Annotated in this window: 17 protein-coding genes and 1 pseudogene; 11 read left to right on the forward strand and 7 right to left on the reverse strand. The window is 63.2% G+C overall.

Annotation, left to right across the window (positions count from 1 at the left end; all coding sequences use genetic code 11):
- Window positions 1-41: 41 nt before the first annotated feature.
- Complete coding sequence (locus ORS3428_RS15930; protein ID WP_071099192.1) at window positions 42-887, reverse strand: helix-turn-helix transcriptional regulator; 846 nt, start codon at window positions 885-887, stop codon at window positions 42-44.
- 87 nt (window positions 888-974) lie between these two features.
- Between ORS3428_RS15930 and ORS3428_RS15935 the strand changes: the two genes are divergently transcribed.
- Together ORS3428_RS15935 and ORS3428_RS15940 are read left to right on the forward strand one after the other, a co-directional pair.
- On the forward strand, window positions 975-1,505 hold the full coding sequence (locus ORS3428_RS15935) for a hypothetical protein (RefSeq protein WP_071099193.1): 531 nt from the start codon (window positions 975-977) through the stop codon (window positions 1,503-1,505).
- A 162-nt stretch (window positions 1,506-1,667) separates the two neighbouring features.
- On the forward strand, window positions 1,668-2,297 hold the full coding sequence (locus ORS3428_RS15940) for a MarC family protein (RefSeq protein WP_071099194.1): 630 nt from the start codon (window positions 1,668-1,670) through the stop codon (window positions 2,295-2,297).
- 31 nt (window positions 2,298-2,328) lie between these two features.
- Here the strand turns inward: ORS3428_RS15940 and ORS3428_RS15945 are convergent, their stop codons facing one another.
- The 3 genes from ORS3428_RS15945 to ssb all read right to left on the reverse strand — a co-directional run bounded on the left by ORS3428_RS15945 (window position 2,329) and on the right by ssb (window position 3,868).
- Window positions 2,329-2,754, reverse strand: a complete 426-nt coding sequence (locus ORS3428_RS15945) for an OsmC family protein (RefSeq protein ID WP_071099299.1) — start codon at window positions 2,752-2,754, stop codon at window positions 2,329-2,331.
- A 166-nt stretch (window positions 2,755-2,920) separates the two neighbouring features.
- On the reverse strand, window positions 2,921-3,319 hold the full coding sequence (locus ORS3428_RS15950) for a DUF2306 domain-containing protein (RefSeq protein ID WP_071099195.1): 399 nt from the start codon (window positions 3,317-3,319) through the stop codon (window positions 2,921-2,923).
- A gap of 36 nt (window positions 3,320-3,355) precedes the next feature.
- Window positions 3,356-3,868, reverse strand: a complete 513-nt coding sequence (ssb, locus tag ORS3428_RS15955; protein WP_071099196.1) for a single-stranded DNA-binding protein — start codon at window positions 3,866-3,868, stop codon at window positions 3,356-3,358.
- Between the two features lie 238 nt (window positions 3,869-4,106).
- Here ssb and ORS3428_RS15960 point away from each other — a divergent pair, with 238 nt between their 5' ends.
- From ORS3428_RS15960 to ORS3428_RS15995, 8 genes and pseudogenes are all read left to right on the forward strand, one after another.
- Window positions 4,107-4,421, forward strand: a complete 315-nt coding sequence (locus tag ORS3428_RS15960) for an ArsR/SmtB family transcription factor (RefSeq protein ID WP_071099197.1) — start codon at window positions 4,107-4,109, stop codon at window positions 4,419-4,421.
- Window positions 4,418-4,924 (forward strand): SRPBCC family protein, encoded by a 507-nt coding sequence (locus tag ORS3428_RS15965; protein ID WP_071099198.1) that lies wholly within the window; start codon window positions 4,418-4,420, stop codon window positions 4,922-4,924. The genes ORS3428_RS15960 and ORS3428_RS15965 overlap by 4 nt, the downstream gene beginning before the upstream one ends.
- 27 nt (window positions 4,925-4,951) lie before the next feature.
- Window positions 4,952-5,557: an ATP-dependent Clp protease proteolytic subunit gene (locus ORS3428_RS15970; RefSeq protein WP_071099199.1), complete on the forward strand. Its 606-nt coding sequence runs from the start codon at window positions 4,952-4,954 to the stop codon at window positions 5,555-5,557.
- Between the two features lie 24 nt (window positions 5,558-5,581).
- Window positions 5,582-5,917 carry a hypothetical protein gene (locus ORS3428_RS15975; protein WP_443136857.1) on the forward strand — a complete coding sequence of 112 codons (336 nt, stop codon included), beginning with the start codon at window positions 5,582-5,584 and terminating at the stop codon, window positions 5,915-5,917.
- Between the two features lie 776 nt (window positions 5,918-6,693).
- A complete protein-coding gene (uvrA, locus tag ORS3428_RS15980) occupies window positions 6,694-9,615 on the forward strand; it encodes an excinuclease ABC subunit UvrA (protein ID WP_071099201.1) in 2,922 nt (973 codons plus the stop codon).
- Between the two features lie 34 nt (window positions 9,616-9,649).
- Window positions 9,650-10,114 carry a GNAT family N-acetyltransferase gene (locus ORS3428_RS15985; protein WP_071099202.1) on the forward strand — a complete coding sequence of 155 codons (465 nt, stop codon included), beginning with the start codon at window positions 9,650-9,652 and terminating at the stop codon, window positions 10,112-10,114.
- Window positions 10,115-10,135: 21 nt separating this feature from the next.
- Window positions 10,136-10,942, forward strand: coding sequence for a DUF72 domain-containing protein (locus ORS3428_RS15990; RefSeq protein WP_071099203.1), 807 nt, complete (start codon window positions 10,136-10,138; stop codon window positions 10,940-10,942).
- Between the two features lie 124 nt (window positions 10,943-11,066).
- A pseudogene (locus ORS3428_RS15995) lies at window positions 11,067-12,213 on the forward strand (diguanylate cyclase).
- A 91-nt stretch (window positions 12,214-12,304) separates the two neighbouring features.
- On the opposite strand, the gene ORS3428_RS33525 reads toward ORS3428_RS15995, so the two are convergent.
- Window positions 12,305-12,481, reverse strand: a complete 177-nt coding sequence (locus tag ORS3428_RS33525) for a hypothetical protein (protein WP_172833693.1) — start codon at window positions 12,479-12,481, stop codon at window positions 12,305-12,307.
- Window positions 12,482-13,185: 704 nt separating this feature from the next.
- Here ORS3428_RS33525 and ORS3428_RS16005 point away from each other — a divergent pair.
- Window positions 13,186-13,581 carry a hypothetical protein gene (locus ORS3428_RS16005; protein ID WP_071099205.1) on the forward strand — a complete coding sequence of 132 codons (396 nt, stop codon included), beginning with the start codon at window positions 13,186-13,188 and terminating at the stop codon, window positions 13,579-13,581.
- 62 nt (window positions 13,582-13,643) lie between these two features.
- Here the strand turns inward: ORS3428_RS16005 and ORS3428_RS16010 are convergent, their stop codons facing one another.
- Together ORS3428_RS16010 and ORS3428_RS16015 are read right to left on the reverse strand one after the other, a co-directional pair.
- Window positions 13,644-15,215 carry a GMC family oxidoreductase gene (locus tag ORS3428_RS16010; RefSeq protein ID WP_071099206.1) on the reverse strand — a complete coding sequence of 524 codons (1,572 nt, stop codon included), beginning with the start codon at window positions 15,213-15,215 and terminating at the stop codon, window positions 13,644-13,646.
- Between the two features lie 66 nt (window positions 15,216-15,281).
- The gene (locus ORS3428_RS16015; protein WP_071099207.1) at window positions 15,282-15,827 is read right to left on the reverse strand and encodes a Twin-arginine translocation pathway signal; all 546 of its coding nucleotides are present in this window, start codon (window positions 15,825-15,827) and stop codon (window positions 15,282-15,284) included.
- Between the last annotated feature and the right edge of the window lie 44 nt (window positions 15,828-15,871).

Consider the following 15,871-nt stretch of genomic DNA (forward strand, 5'->3'; position numbering starts at 1 on the left):
CCCGGTCACGGCGAAGTTGCAAGTCCAATCAACAAGTCCAATCAAAAAGCGTCCGGCTCTATCACATGCCGGATCCTGACGCGATAGGCGCCGGGCGCCTCCCCCATCTCGCGCCGGAACCGGCGGTTGAAGGTCGAAAGATCGTTGAAGCCGACGTCGAAGGCGATCGTCGAGATCGCCTCGTTCGACATGCGCAGCCGCACGGCTGCCCGGTGCAGCCTGGTCCTCAGCAGGAACTGGTAGGGCGTCATGCCGGCCACGTACCGGAAGGTGCGCAGGAAATGATACGGACTGGTGGCCGTGCCGTTGGCCAATTCCGTGAGCGACAGTGGCCGTTCGGCATTGAGCTCGATCAGCCGGACCGCTTCGGCGACGCGTTTCTGGTCGCGACGGCTGGGCGTCCGGACAGCCTTGGCGGAGCCGGGCGCATTCGCGACCACCGCGCCGGCAATGCGCAGGCCGAGCTCCTCGAATGCGTCGCCATCCCCCGTTTCCCGCGCGGCCTCCGCTTCCGCCAGCAACGATGCCAGCGCCGGCAACGGCGGCAGGCGCGGAGCGGTGAAATCGAGATGCTTCACTCCGGGCACATCGGCGACGACGCGCTCCATATAGGCGGGAGAAAAATGGAAGGAGAGGCAGCGGTCGCCGGCACCATGCTCATGCCCGCATTCGTAGCAGGCGCCGGGATTTCCGAGCAGGATGRCACCGGGAGCAAGCACCGCCGTGCCCTGGCGCGTCCGGTAGCGGAACGTGCCTCGCGTTACCGCGGCGACGCAAAAGCTGCGGTGCTCCTCCTCGAACGGCCTGTCGCCGGCGCGGGCCGTGCAGACTACGTCGGACACCTGCCAGCCATGCCCGGAGCCAAGTTTTTCCTCAGTCGTCGTCATGGGCAAAAAAGGTAGCAATTTTTCCCAAGCGCAGAACCCGACCATGGGCCTATTGCTCACCCTCTCCTGACAAACGAGGCAGCAGCCATGACCGACCCCTTTGCCGAAGCCCTGCACAGCGACGAGCCTGATCCGGATCTCGCCGAAAAGCTCAAGCTCTACGGCCGCTTCATCGGCGCTTGGACATTTGACGCCACGCGTACTTTGGAGGACGGCACCCGGCTTACCGGTCGCGGCGAAGTGCATTTCGGCTGGGTTCTGGAAGGCAAGGCCGTTCAGGACGTCTGGATCCTGCCGGCGCGGGACGCCGGCCCCTCGCCGTCGCTCGGGCCATGGACCTTCTATGGCACGACCTTGCGCGTCTACGATCCCGGCCTCGACGCCTGGCACATCTTCTGGAGCGATCCGCGAAGCCGCTATTTCAGCCGCCAGCTCGGCCGCGCCGAAGGCGACACGATCGTCCAGCAGGGCGTCGACGACACCGGCTCCTCGGTGCGCTGGAGCTTCTCGCGCATCACCGAGAACTCGTTCCGCTGGCTGGGCGAACGCTCTCATGACGGCGGCGCGACCTGGCGCATCGAGGTCGAGTTTCTGGCCCGGCGCTTGGGTGAAAGTTGATGCCTGTCCAAGGTCGCAGCGGCGTGAAATGAGGGCCTTGGCGATCCTTCGCGCCGGCTTTCGCCCTTCGCACATCATTTCGGTTGTCCCTGTTTCCAGCGCCCCGGCTTTGCTCTACCAATTGCAAAGCTTGGGCTTCGCCCCGGCGGGAGGGGACCAGCGATGCCGAGCTTCGACAGCCTGTTCAACGCCTTCGTCACCATATTGGTGACCATCGACCCGCCGGGGCTGGCGCCGCTCTTCCTCGCCATCACGCGCGGCATGAACCGCGAGGAGCGTCACCAGGTTTCCGTCCGCGCTTCGGTGATCGGCTTTCTGGTGATGGCATTGTTCGCCGTTGCCGGCGCGGCGATTCTGTCGGTGTTCGGCATCACGCTGCYGGCCTTCCGTGTCGCCGGCGGTTTCCTGCTCWTCTTCATCGCCTTCGAAATGGTGTTCGAGCGCCGTCAGGACCGCAAGGAGAAGATCGGCGACGTCGCCATCACCAAGGACATGATCCACAACATCGCCGCCTTCCCGCTGGCGATCCCGCTGATCGCCGGCCCCGGCGCGATTTCTGCAACCGTGCTGCTGTCGGGACACTTCGAGGGTTTTGCCGCGCAAGCAGCCCTGGTCGRCATCATTGCGATCTGCCTTGTGCTCACCTTTCTGGTGTTCGTGCTGGCCGAGCGCATTGACCGCATCCTCGGCCAGACCGGCCGCTCGATCCTGACCAGGCTGCTCGGCGTCATCCTGGCGGCGCTTGCCGTGCAATTCGTCGCCGACGGCGTCAGGGCACTCATGGCTGCTTGAGCAGCATCCCTACTGCCTACATACCGACGGCCTACTTCACCGCCGTATCGACAACCTCGAAGTCATGCGTCACGGTCGCCGTCTTGGCCATCATGGCGGTGGCGGAACAGTATTTCTCGATCGAGAGGTCGATTGCCCGTTTGACCTTGTCGCGTGAGAGCGACCGACCCTTGACGATGAAATGCATATGGATGCGGGTAAACACCCGGGGTTCGGTCTCGGCCCGGTCGGCATCGAGCTCGACCACGCAGTCCTCGACCGCTTCGCGGCCTTTTTCGAGGATATGGACGACGTCATAGGCCGAGCAGCTGCCGGTGCCGATCAGCACCAGTTCCATCGGGCTTGGCCCCGGCGTCCTGCCTTCAGGCCCGTGCGCCGTGCCCAGCACGACCTTGTGACCGCTGCCGGACTCGCCGACGAAGGTGCGTTCCTCGACCCATTTGACGCGTGCTTTCACGATAATCTTCCTTGCGAGCTTGCTTCGCGGCGGACGAGTGGCCCGCTGCAAATGTTTGTTTTGACGCAATTCCGGACGCAAAACCGCTGCGCACTTTTCCTGGAATTGCCCTTTGTTTATACGCAATTCCGGACGGAAAACCGCTGCGCACTTTTCCTGGAATTGCTCACTGGCCGAACACGACCGCGTGCATGATCCGGCCGGGCAGCAGCGTGAAGATGCCGGCGCCGATCAGTGCGAACAGATAGAGCTTTATCATGGCGCTGCGATGCGCCGCCACCTTATGGGTGTGTGCATACCAGACCGCCAGCGGCGCCGTGACCAGAACGAGGATCGACAGGAGATGGATCGGGCTGAACGGCCCGAACAATCGAATCTGCTGGATCCAGAAGCTGCTGAGCGCGACAACCAGCATCAGTCCTGCCCAGAGATACCCCAACGCGCGGTGACGCGGCGTGCCTTTCGGCAATGCCAGTTGCGCTCCGCCTATAGCCAGCGCGGCAAAAGCGRCAAATGCGTGCCAGGGAATGGGAGGCGGCGCCGATAGGAGCGGTCCGAGCGACATCGCGCCTCCCTCAAATGGTCATCGCGATTTTGATGCTCAGAACGGAATCTYGTCGTCAAGCTCGCGCGAGCCGCCACCGCCGCCGCCCCTGGAGCCGCCACCGCCACCGCGGCTGAAGCCTTCGTTCGGGCCGGACTGGCCGAAATCAGAGCCACGGCCGCCGCCGGAATAGCTGCCGACCTGGCCGCCACCCTCGCCGCGCGCGTCGAGCATCTGCAATTCGCCGCGGAATTTCTGCAGCACGACCTCTGTCGTGTAGCGGTCATTGCCGGTCTGGTCCTGCCATTTGCGCGTCTGCAACTGGCCCTCGACATAGACCTTCATGCCCTTCTTCAGATACTGCTCGGCCACTTTTGCGAGCTGGTCATTGAAGATGACGACATTGTGCCACTCGGTCTTGTCCTTGCGCTCGCCAGTGTTCTTGTCACGCCAGCTTTCCGACGTGGCGATGCGGAAGTTGACGACCGGGTCACCCGAATTCAGGCGGCGGATTTCAGGGTCCGCCCCGAGGTTGCCCACCAGAATGACCTTGTTGACGCTACCCGCCATCGCACTTCTCCGCGCTCATCCGAAACAAAATTTACGTCGCCGCACCTTACAGCCTGCGGGTCGCTGCCGCCCGCTAAGGCTGGCTTTTCCCACAAGGTTTTTGTTCTCTTTTCGTTCTAGCCGCGACCAGCAGTCCTGTCAAGGAATGTCGGCAAAGACGTGGTCGGACCGGCACATCCTGATATGGCGATTAAATAGCAGCTTGCCAAACCAATAAGTATCGACTTATGCTTTGGCAATGATCGAAACAGAGATTTTCAGGGCCTTGGCCGATCCAACGCGCCGCGCCGTTTATGAGCGGCTGGCGGCCGGCGAGATGACTGTCTCCGAGCTGCGCGCCGGCATGAGCGTGTCGCAGCCTGCGGTCTCTCAGCACCTTGCCGTGCTGCGCGGCGCCGGCCTCGTGGCCGAGCGGCGCGCCGGTCGCAACGCCTATTACCGCGCCGAGCCGCAAGGCCTCGATCCGCTGCTCGGCTGGATCGAGCGCTACCGTGCCTTCTGGCCGGAGCGCATCGAGAAGTTGAAGACCGTTCTGAAGGAAATGGACCAATGACGGCAACAAAGCACCCGACAGCGACCGACGCGCCGCTCTGCTTCGAATGCGAGCTTGCCGAGCCGCCGGAGAAGGTCTGGCGAGCGCTGACGGAACCCGAACTGCTCGCCGCCTGGATGATGCCGAACGACATGAAGCCGGAGGCAGGCGGGCGCTTCGCCTTCGCCGGACCCGACACGCTGATCGACTGCGAAGTGCTCGACGCCGAACCGGGCAGGCTGCTGCGCTATTCCTGGTGCGCGCGGCCCCGCGCCGACACAGCCGACCGGCCGCCGGCATTCGACAGCCCCGCCTTCGACAGCCCCTCTTTTGACAGCATCGTCACCTTCACACTCGAGCGCACGGTCTCCGGYGGCACGCATCTTCGCATCGTTCATGACAGCTTCGTGTCGGCGGCGAAGCCAGTCGTTGCCGTGGCCGGCGCCGGCTGCGGTTTGTCGCTCAACGCCCGCAAGAATCCCACGGCCGCCAACGCCCCCCGCATGATGCTGCGCGCGGCCTGACCAAAGACAAATCGAGGAGATTAGGCCATGAGCGCCCTTGCCAACCTGGTGCCGATGGTGATCGAGCAGTCGAGCCGCGGCGAACGCGCCTTCGACATCTTCTCGCGGCTTTTGCGCGAGCGCATCGTCTTCATCAACGGCGAGATCAATGACGGCGTGTCGGCACTGGTCTGCGCACAGCTCTTGTCGCTGGAATCGGACAATCCCGACAAGGAGATATCGATCTACATCAACTCGCCGGGCGGCGTGGTGACCAGCGGCTTCGCCATCTACGACACGATGCAATACATCTCCTGCCCGGTGTCGACGGTGTGCATGGGTTTCGCGGCGTCGATGGGCTCCTTCCTTTTGATGGCCGGCTCGCCGGGGCGGCGCATCGCGCTGCCCAACACCAGGATCGTGCTRCATCAGCCGCTGGGCGGTTTCCAGGGCCAGGCCTCCGACATCCAGCGCCACGCCGAGGACATCCTGCGCACCAAGCGCCACATGACGGAGCTCTACGCCAAGCATTGCGGCCGAACTTACGAAGAGGTCGAGCGAACGCTCGACCGCGACTATTTCATGACCGCCGAGGAAGCCAAGGCCTGGGGTCTCGTCGATCACGTCTACGACACCCGCAAGAAGGCGGCCTGATGTGGACGGACGACGCGCGGCAAATTGATCGCCGCGCGACTGGCCTCGCCTTCGGCGCGCCTCTATAGTCGGTGGATGATCCGAGATCGATCCCTGAAGAATCTGGGCGTTGCCGTTGCCGCGCTCGCCGGTGCGACGATGGTTGGCACGGCAGCCTTTGCGGATGATAATTCAACGCAAAAACTGCCCGGTGTCAGCGGCGACTACCGCATCGTCAAGCCGGCTCCGCAGCCTGAGCCGGACGACGCACAGCCCGCCAGCGGCAACGGCCAGTTCAAGATCGGCGATACCGATGTCAGGATTTCCGGCAGCATAACCGTCGATATGGGAGCGGGCGGTATCAGACTTCCCAATCACTGATCGCGCGGCACGCCGCAGAAATACTCTGCCTGCAAAATGTAAGCCCCGCCGCTGCTTCCGCAGGTGGACGGGGCTTTCATGGATCTGAAAATCCAACTTTAGCCGGGAGTGGACTGCCGGCGTTCTGTTTCGGATGCAACGCGGCTTTCAGCCGACGATCCGACTATAGTCTCTGATTGTAAGCAATCGGYAGGTCACGGTTTATCGGGCTGGCGCTTACGCCTGCCCTTGGCCCTTAGGCCCGCCGCGGCTCCATCACTGTGTGGAGCCTCAAGGGACTGTCCGGTGGCGTCATGCTCCGCTCCTTCTGTCCATTGCGACCATTGTCCTGCGAAGCTCTAATCGCTAACGCCTGCGGCGTCTCGCAGGCCACCTTAAGGTGGCGAGGCCATCGAAAGACGGCCGGCTTCGCTGACACCCCGACACTGCCCCCGCGGCTCGCCGGCGTCAACAGTTCAATAGCCGGTTACCGAAAAATGTGATCGCCCGGAGGTTACGTGTGGGTAAGCCGACTGTGGATCAATGTTACGGACATGGGGAGCGGGTGTTTCCACAGCGGTTTGTCAGGAGCATGTTCGACCTTTGTTCTTTCCGCTTGCCCGCTCGCGCGAAAGGCGGTTAAACGCTTGATGCGTTACCCCGAAAAACGGCACCGTTTTTCGGAAAGGATCGAGAGTGTGGCGTCACTCGACGCGGCGGCGAGACTACCTACATAGGGGATGGCCGGGACAAACCCGCCAATCCAGCAAATTCCAGACCTGAGGCGGCGACCGGCAATGGCCGACCAAAAATACCTTTCCATTCGCGGGGCGCGCGAACACAATCTCAAGAACGTCGATCTCGACCTGCCGCGCGACAGCCTGATCGTCATGACCGGTCTGTCAGGGTCCGGCAAGTCGTCGCTCGCCTTCGACACCATCTATGCCGAGGGCCAGCGCCGCTATGTCGAAAGCCTGTCGGCCTATGCCCGCCAGTTCCTGGAGATGATGCAGAAGCCGGATGTCGACCAGATCGACGGCCTCTCGCCCGCCATCTCGATCGAGCAGAAGACGACCTCGCGCAATCCGCGCTCGACGGTCGGCACCGTCACCGAAATCTACGATTACATGCGCCTGCTGTTCGCACGCGTCGGCATCCCCTATTCGCCGGCCACCGGCCTGCCGATCGAGAGCCAGACGGTCAGCCAGATGGTAGACCGCGTACTGGCGCTGGACGAAGGCACACGCCTCTATCTGCTGGCGCCGATCGTGCGCGGCCGCAAGGGCGAGTACCGCAAGGAACTGCTGGAGCTGCAGAAGAAGGGTTTCCAGCGCGTCAAAGTCGACGGCGTCTTCTACGAGATCGCCGACGTGCCGGCGCTGGACAAGAAATACAAGCACGACATCGACGTGGTCGTCGACCGTATCGTCGTGCGCGGCGATCTGGCGACACGGCTGGCGGACTCGATGGAAACCGCACTCAAGCTCGCCGACGGGCTGGCGGTAGCCGAATTCGCCGACAGGCCGCTCGATGCCAGCCAGACCGGCGAGGACTCGGTCAACAAGTCGAAGAACGAGACGAATGAACGCATCATGTTCTCGGAAAAATTTGCCTGCCCGGTCTCCGGCTTCACCATTCCCGAGATCGAGCCCAGGCTGTTCTCCTTCAACAACCCGTTCGGCGCCTGCCCGACCTGCGACGGCCTCGGCAGCCAGCGCGCCATCGACGCCAAACTCGTCGTGCCGGACGAGAATGTGTCGCTGCGCGACGGCGCCATCAGCCCCTGGGCGAAATCGACTTCGCCCTATTACGCGCAGACGCTGGAGGCGCTCGGCAAGGCCTATGGCTTCAAGCTCGGCGACAAGTTCAAGGATCTCAGCGTTGAGGCGCAGCAGGCCGTGCTGCACGGCACCGGCGAGCGCGAAATCACCTTCCAGTATGACGACGGCCTGCGCTCCTACAAGACAACCAAGACCTTCGAGGGCGTCATTCCCAATCTCGAGCGGCGCTGGAAGGAGACCGAGTCGGCGTGGATGCGCGAGGAGATCGAGCCCTTCATGTCGGCCACCCCCTGCCCGGCCTGCAACGGCTACCRCCTAAAGCCGGAAGCGCTGGCGGTGAAGATCGCCGGAAAGCATATCGGCGAGGTCACGGAGCTGTCGATCCGCAAGGCGGACATTTGGTTCAACGAATTGCCGGCGCAGCTCAATGAGAAGCAGAACGAGATCGCGGTCAGGGTGCTCAAGGAAATCCGCGAGCGGCTGCGCTTCCTCAACGATGTCGGCCTCGACTATCTGACCCTGTCGCGCAATTCCGGCACGCTGTCGGGCGGCGAGAGCCAGCGCATCCGCCTGGCCTCGCAGATCGGCTCCGGTCTCACCGGCGTGCTCTATGTGCTGGACGAACCGTCGATCGGCCTGCACCAGCGCGACAATGCGCGCCTGCTCGATACGCTGAAGCACCTGCGCGACATCGGCAACACGGTGATCGTCGTCGAGCATGACGAGGACGCCATCCTCCATGCCGACTATGTCGTCGACATCGGTCCGGCCGCCGGCATCCATGGCGGCCAGATCATCGCGCAAGGCACACCGCAGCAGATCACGGCCACCCCCGCCTCGATCACCGGCAAATATTTGTCTGGCGAGCTCGAAGTGGCGACGCCGGAGCTGCGCCGCGAGGCGAAGAAGAACCGGCGGATCAAGGTCGTCGGCGCGCGCGGCAACAATCTGAAGAACGTGACGGCCGAGATCCCGCTCGGCACGTTCAGCTGCGTGACCGGCGTGTCCGGCGGCGGCAAGTCGACCTTCCTCATCGAGACGCTGTTCAAGGCGGCGTCGCGCCGCATCATGGGCTCGCGCGAGCATCCGGCCGAGCATGACCGTATCGAGGGGCTGGAGTTCCTCGACAAGGTCATCGACATCGACCAGTCGCCGATCGGCCGCACTCCTCGCTCCAACCCGGCCACCTATACCGGCGCCTTCACGCCGATCCGCGACTGGTTCGCCGGCCTGCCCGAGGCCAAGGCGCGCGGCTACCAGCCCGGCCRCTTCTCCTTCAACGTCAAGGGCGGCCGCTGCGAGGCCTGCCAGGGCGACGGCGTCATAAAGATCGAGATGCACTTCCTGCCCGACGTCTACGTCACCTGCGACGTCTGCCACGGCAAGCGCTACAACCGCGAGACGCTGGACGTCTTGTTCAAGGGCAAGTCGATCGCCGACGTGCTCGACATGACGGTCGAGGAAGGCGTCGAGTTCTTCGCGGCGGTGCCGGCCGTGCGCGACAAGCTGGAGACGCTGAAGCAGGTCGGCCTCGGCTATATCCACATCGGCCAGCAGGCGACGACGCTGTCCGGCGGCGAGGCGCAGCGCATCAAGCTCGCCAAGGAATTGTCGCGCAAGGCGACCGGCAAGACCCTCTACATCCTCGACGAGCCGACCACCGGCCTGCATTTCCACGACGTCGCCAAGCTGCTCGAAGTGCTGCACGAGCTGGTCGACCAGGGCAACACGGTTGTGGTGATCGAGCACAATCTCGAAGTCATCAAGACCGCGGACTGGGTGCTCGACCTCGGTCCCGAGGGCGGCGACGGCGGCGGCGAGTTGGTCGCCTCCGGGCCGCCGGAAGCGATCGTGCGCGAGAAGCGCAGCTATACCGGCCAGTTCCTGAAGGAGCTTCTGGAGCGGCGGCCCGGAGGCAAGCGCGAAGCGGCTGAGTGAGCACGCAAATCGTTGGTGCCTGGAGAGCGTTTGAATGACCCTTAGAAGAGCGCTTGCCGGCGATCTCCAGGCAGTAGTCTCCCTGACCACCGAAGCCTACGCCCCCTACACCGCCCTGTTTGGCGCGCCGCCGATCCCGGTGACGGAAGACTATGCGCCGCGCATCGAGCGCGGCGAGATCTGGCTGCTGGAAGAAGGCCCCGAACTGGCCGGGCTGATCGTCCTCGAACGGCATCCTGACCACGCCATGATTTTCAGCGTCGCGGTGACGCCGGCCTTCCAGGGCAAGGGCCTCGGCATCAGGCTGCTCAACTTCGCCGACGAGCAGGCGCGGTCATGGCACGTACCGGAGGTGCGGCTCTACACCAATTCGCGGATGGAGCGGAACATCGCGCTCTACAGCGCCTACGGCTATCGCGAAACGGGTCGCCGGCCCAATCCGTACCGGCCGGGATGGGCCGTCGTCGACATGGCCAAACCGGTCGGCAAAGCCGCCTGATCGCAAACTGGGAGGAAGACGATGACCAGCCTAGGAAAGATCCGCTCAGGCATGGGCGGCTGGACCTTCGAGCCCTGGGACACCTCCTTCTATCCGGACAAGCTCRCCAAAGCCAAGCAGTTGCACTACGCAAGCCGCCAGGTGCCGACCATCGAGGTCAACGGCACGTTTTATTCCAGCTTCAAGGAACCGACCTTCGTGAAATGGGCCGGCGACGCGCCCGACGGTTTCGTCTTTTCGCTCAAGGGCAACCGCTTCGTCACCAATCRCCGCGTGCTCGGCGAGGCCGGGGAATCGATGATGCGCTTCCTCGGCTCCGGCGTCGCCGCGCTCGGCGAGAAGCTCGGACCGATCCTGTGGCAGTTCGCGCCGACAAAGAAGTTCGATGCCGATGATTTCGAGGCCTTCCTGAAGCTGCTGCCGGAAAAACAGGACGGCGTGGCGCTACGCCACGCGCTCGAAGTCCGGCACGACAGCTTCATCGTCCCGGAATTTGTGGGCCTGGCGCGCAAGTACAATGCCGCGATCGTCTATGCCGACCATGCCAAATATCCGGCGATCGCCGACGTCACGAGCGATTTCGTCTATGCACGGCTGCAGACCGGCAGCGACGACAATCCCGACTGCTACACGCCGAAGGGGCTCGACGAATGGGCCGCGCGGACAAAGACCTGGGCGCAAGGCAAGCAGCCGGCCGACCTGCCGCGTGTCGATCCCAAGACCGATGTGCCGGTCAAGCCGCGTGACGTGTTCGTCTACTTCATCACTGAGGGCAAGGTGCGCGCCCCCTTCGGCGCCATGGCGCTGATGAAACGGGTGACGGCGTAGCGAAGCGGAAAACTGCGCAGCGAAATTTCTCGCAACTCGCCGGTTCGTAACGTAATCGATACTTCTTGCTCCACTAATGCACCTACGCCAGGTTGCAGAAGCCCGGCGCGGCAAGGACGGGTGCATGCTGCTCGACTACAACTCATTGCTGCTGGCCGTCGGCTTCTCCGCGGCCTGCCTCAGCCTCACGCTGTTCGGATCCTGGCTGACCGCCCGCTCCGACAGGTTCCTGCTGACATGGGCAAATCAGTGTGCTTGTGGTTGTGGTCGAGGTCTTTGGCTATGACGCCTATATCGAAGCGCCCGGAACGGCACTCGGGGTGCTGACTGTGGCACTGCTCCTGCTCGGCTTCTCGGTGATGCTGGGCGCCGCCCACCAGTTCCGTACCGGCCGCTCGCCGCTGCCGCGCATCGCGCTTGGCACCGGCATCTCCTTTGCACTGGCGTTGCCGCCTATGGCGCTCGGCTATGACGGGCTGGGCTTCATGCTGGAGAATTTCCTCGCCGCGCTGCTCCTGTTCGCCACCGCACATGAATATTGGAAGGGCCGCGAGGAGGCGCCGGCGCAGCTCGTCGGCGTGGCGCTGCTCTACTCGCTGGTTGCAGCTTCCTTCGTATTGTGCGGGGCGGTACTGGCATGGGACGGCAAGCTGACCCTCGGCCACGCGCCGAGCAACTGGGCGGAGGACCTGAGCCTGATCATTGTCATCGCCTCGATGACCGGTATCGGCGCGCTGTCGCTGGCGCTCAACCAGGGGCGGCTCGCGCGCCACCACAAGCGCGAGGCCGAGACCGATGCGTTGACCGGGCTGCTTAACCGCCGCGCGCTGTTCGATCTGCACGGCAATGCGCCCGTCGGTGCTTTCATGGCCGTGGTGGTGTTCGATCTCGACGGTTTCAAGGCGATCAACGACCGGTTCGGCCACGCCGCCGGCGACGAGGTGTTGAAGGTCTTCGCCGCAGAACTGTCCTGCAACCTGCGCCCGAACGACATCGCCGCCCGCATGGGTGGCGAGGAATTCGCCTTGGTGCTGAAACGCGCCTCGCCCGAGATGGTCGAAGRCACGGCCGAACGGATCAGGGCTTCGTTCGCGGCCCGGACGATAGAAACCGAGACGGGCCGTCTCAAATGTACCGTGAGCGCCGGCATCGCCTTCGGCAGCGGCGAAGGCATGAGTTTCGACAGGGTGYTCAGCGCCGCCGACAAGGCGCTTTATGCAGCAAAGCGCGGCGGCCGCAACCGTGTGCTCGACATCCGCCGCTGCGCCTGAAGCTTCGAGCAATTCCAGGAAAAGTGCGAAGCGGTCTCCCCTCCGGAATTGCGTCAAAGCAAATAGGACGGGTCCGTGCTTCTTTGCGCCGTCAGTGCTGCCCAATCACTTCATTGAAGGCGTCGAGGTCCACGTAAAAGACCTTGGTCATTTCTCCAAGCAGTTCGTCCTCGTCATAGCCTTGCGACATGAGGATGTTGATCGCGGTCATGATGTCGACGCGTTCGGTGAGGCGTCGCTTCTGATAGTCTTCGGCAAAACGTTCCATCGCCTTCCCCTGGCAAGGTCTTGTTGGACGCATCGACCGACAATCACTGCGGAGAAGCTAGGCGGGATTGCTTGCGTGGAACTTGCCGGCGAGCCCGCGCCTTGCCCCCATTCGCGACTGGTACGGAAAGCGGCCGACTCACCAAGGCCAAGGAAAGACTAGCACGCGGCCTTCAGCGCGCCAGGGTTGTCTATCGTAGTATGGACGAAAGAATAGGCGAGGTGCAGCGAGCGCCGTGACTTCCTCTTCCTTRGGCCTATTCTGCTCCCCTGCACTTTTCGGCCGATCTCATGCGGCACGAATACGATGCCCGACCGGGCGCAGTCATACGCCGCGCTCCGGCCGGGCGCCTTCCCCTCGAAGGCTATGCTGTCGCTCGTCAGCCTTCGGTGGCTGGCGAATGATCTCGTCGGCGCCTCCAGGCCGCCGCACAACATGCTTTGCAATCGACATGCCAGATCGAAGGGTTCTATCGCAAGCTGAAGATAATATAGTCTTTTCAATGTGTTACAGTTCAAGGCGCTTACCCGCCGACGCAATGCGCGTTGCGGGCATTTGAGAAAACTTTGCGCAGCACTGCCTAGATTTCGCCCAGACGCTTGAGGCGCCTGGATTTTTGACCTCAACCGCAAATCAGCCAGTTCCGAACTGTTGCGAGGCGACCGCGAAATGGGGCAAGGTCGCCGCCGAAATGAGCGAACCGCATGGCTTTTCCAAATCGCATTGTTCTGAGCTTCCTGCTTCTCGTGTCCGCCGCGAGCGGCGCCCGGGCCGAATTCTCGGAAGGCAAGCTGCCGGACGGCATCTATCGCTGCGAGGTCTACCTGCTCGGCATGTTCCTCAACCTCGGCGACATCACCATCAAGGGCAGCCTCTACAGCGGCCCGGTGACTTTCGGCAGCGCGCCGCAAGCCTACAACTACCAGATGGACGCCAATGGCGAGATCAGCTGGCTCGGCCCGCTTGGCGGCTACACCAGCGGCGGGAATTCGATCTCCTTGACGCAGGCGACATTGGACGGCCCGGGCGCGCCCGCCTTCGACATCATCATGAAACAGCCCGACGGTGCCTTCACCGCATCCACCTGCACCAGGAATTGACCTGACAAAAAGGGCGCGGAACCCTGTCGGGTCCCGCGCCAGCAGGCAGTCGGGAGGTAGTACTAGATGTCTTTGGCCGATATCTGGGCGGCGATGTAGTCGGCCTGGCGGATGGCCAGCGACACGATGGTCAGAGTCGGATTTTCGGCGCCGCCGGTGGTGAACTGGCTGCCGTCCGAGACGAACAGGTTCTTGATGTCGTGCGTCTGGCCATGCTTGTTGACGACGCCGTCGGCAGGCTTCTCGCTCATCCGGTTGGTGCCGAGATTGTGGGTCGAGGGATAGGGCGGCGTCGGGAAGGTCCTTGTCGCCCCGACCGCGGCGTAGAGCGCCTGCCCCTGCTTGTAGGCGTGGTCGCGCATTGCCGTGTCGTTGGGGTGATCGTCGAAATGGACGTCGGCAATCGGCATGCCGTGTTCGTCCTTTTCGTCGGCATGCAGCGTGATGCGGTTCTCCTCGCGCGGCATGTCCTCGCCGACGATCCACAGGCCGGCCATGTGGTCATAATGGTCGAGCGCCGTGGTAAAGGAGCGACCCCAGCCGCCCGGATTGAGGAAGGCCGCCATGAACGGCAGACCGAGCGACAGCGTCTCCATCTCGTAGCCCCCGACGAAGCCGCGCGAGGGATCGTGCCGCGCCTCGTCGCGGATGATGCCGGCCATCGTGGTGCCGCGATACATGTGCACCGGCTTGTCGAAGACGGCATAGACCGAGCCCGTGGTGTGGCGCATGTAATTCCTGCCAACCTGCCCCGACGAATTGGCGAGACCGTGCGGGAATTTGCTCGATTCGGAGTTGAGCAGCAGCCGCGGGCTCTCGATGGAGTTGCCGGCGACTGCAACGACGCGGGCCTTCTGCTCCTRCAGCTTGCCGTCCTTGTCGGCATAGACGACGCCCGTCACCTTGCCGCTGGCGTCATGGTTGATCTTGATCGCCATGGAGTTCGGCCGCACCTCGAGATGGCCGGTCGCCTCGCCCTTCGGGATCTCCGTATAGAGCGTCGACCATTTGGCGCCCCATTTGCAGCCCTGGAAGCAGAAGCCGGTCTGCTGGCAGGAATTGCGGTCGTCGCGCTGCACCGAATTGATGGCCATGTTGCCGGTATGGCATTCCTTGTAGCCGAGCTTGTCGGCGCCGGCCTTGAGCACTTTGAAATTGTTGTTGCCGGGCAGCCTTGGCCAGTTGTTGGTGCCGGTCACGCCCATCTTGGCCTCGGCTTTGGTATAATAGGGCTCCATTTCGGCGAGCGTCACCGGCCAGTCGAGAAGGTTCGCGCCCTTCACCTTGCCGTAGGTCGAAAGCGTCTTGAATTCATGCTCTTGGAAGCGCAGCGAAGCTCCCGCCCAGTGTGTGGTAGAGCCGCCGACGGACTTGACGATCCAGGCCGGCAGGTTCGGGAAATCCTTCGCCACGCGCCAGTCGCCCGAGGTGGTGCGCTTGTCCTTCCAGGCGAGTTGGGTGAAGGAATCCCACTCGTCATTGATGAAGTCGTCATACTCGTGACGGGCGCCCGCCTCGAGTATGACGACGTCTATGCCTTTCTGCGCAAGCTCGTTGCCGAGGGTGCCGCCGCCGGCGCCCGAGCCGATGATAACGACCACGCCGTCGTTCTTGAGATCAAATTGTGCTGCCATGGTTTCCTCCCATGAAATCGGTCAAAAGYGGTTCATCCGGTCGGAGCGGTTCAGCGACAGAGCGGCTCAGAGCCACTCGATGTCGTTGAAGCCGCGCGCGATGTAGCCGCCCTTGGAATAGGACTCGCCCTCGTAGCCGAAGATCGGCCACACTTCCTTCTGGTTGTAGAGGCTGACGACGAGGCCGCTGCGCACCGTCTGGAAGAACGGCGTCTTCTCGACCTCCTTCAGCAAGGCCACCCGCTGTTCTTCCCAGCCGAGCCCGCGATAGCCGCCCTTGCCGGCCTTCTTGTCGAGCTCGGCTATGCCCTTCTCGATCAGCTCCTTGTGGGCCGGATCCTTGGCTGCCGTTTCGTCATGGCCCTTGACGGCGATGGCGTAGTATTTGTCCGGCACCTGATCGTGCGGATAGATGTCGCGCGCCACCTGGATCAGTGTCGCCATCGTCTCGGGCTTCAAGGCCGAGGTCTCGAGGCCCCAGGCATGTTCGGGGCTGATGACGGCGCTGCCCGAAATGATCAGCAGCGCGCCTGCGCCGCCGCGTTTGAGAAGCTCGCGCCGCGAAAGGCCAGGCTTCCTCTCATGCGGCTGCCCTTCATAGATCGTGACCATGATTTTCCTCCCTGCTTGTTGGTCGCACTCAAAAGAGTGCCGTT

This window comes from Mesorhizobium sp. ORS 3428 (assembly GCF_001854785.1).
Lineage (GTDB): Bacteria > Pseudomonadota > Alphaproteobacteria > Rhizobiales > Rhizobiaceae > Mesorhizobium.

What these genes read in the sequence shown, in the direction of transcription:
- ORS3428_RS15935 (WP_071099193.1), top strand. Translation starts at nt 975, where the DNA reads ATGACCGACCCCTTTGCCGAAGCCCTGCACAGCGACGAGCCTGATCCG.
- ORS3428_RS15960 (WP_071099197.1), top strand. Translation starts at nt 4,107, where the DNA reads ATGATCGAAACAGAGATTTTCAGGGCCTTGGCCGATCCAACGCGCCGC.
- ORS3428_RS15985 (WP_071099202.1), top strand. Translation starts at nt 9,650, where the DNA reads ATGACCCTTAGAAGAGCGCTTGCCGGCGATCTCCAGGCAGTAGTCTCC.
- ORS3428_RS33525 (WP_172833693.1), bottom strand. Translation starts at nt 12,481, where the DNA reads ATGGAACGTTTTGCCGAAGACTATCAGAAGCGACGCCTCACCGAACGC.
- ORS3428_RS16005 (WP_071099205.1), top strand. Translation starts at nt 13,186, where the DNA reads ATGGCTTTTCCAAATCGCATTGTTCTGAGCTTCCTGCTTCTCGTGTCC.
- ORS3428_RS16015 (WP_071099207.1), bottom strand. Translation starts at nt 15,827, where the DNA reads ATGGTCACGATCTATGAAGGGCAGCCGCATGAGAGGAAGCCTGGCCTT.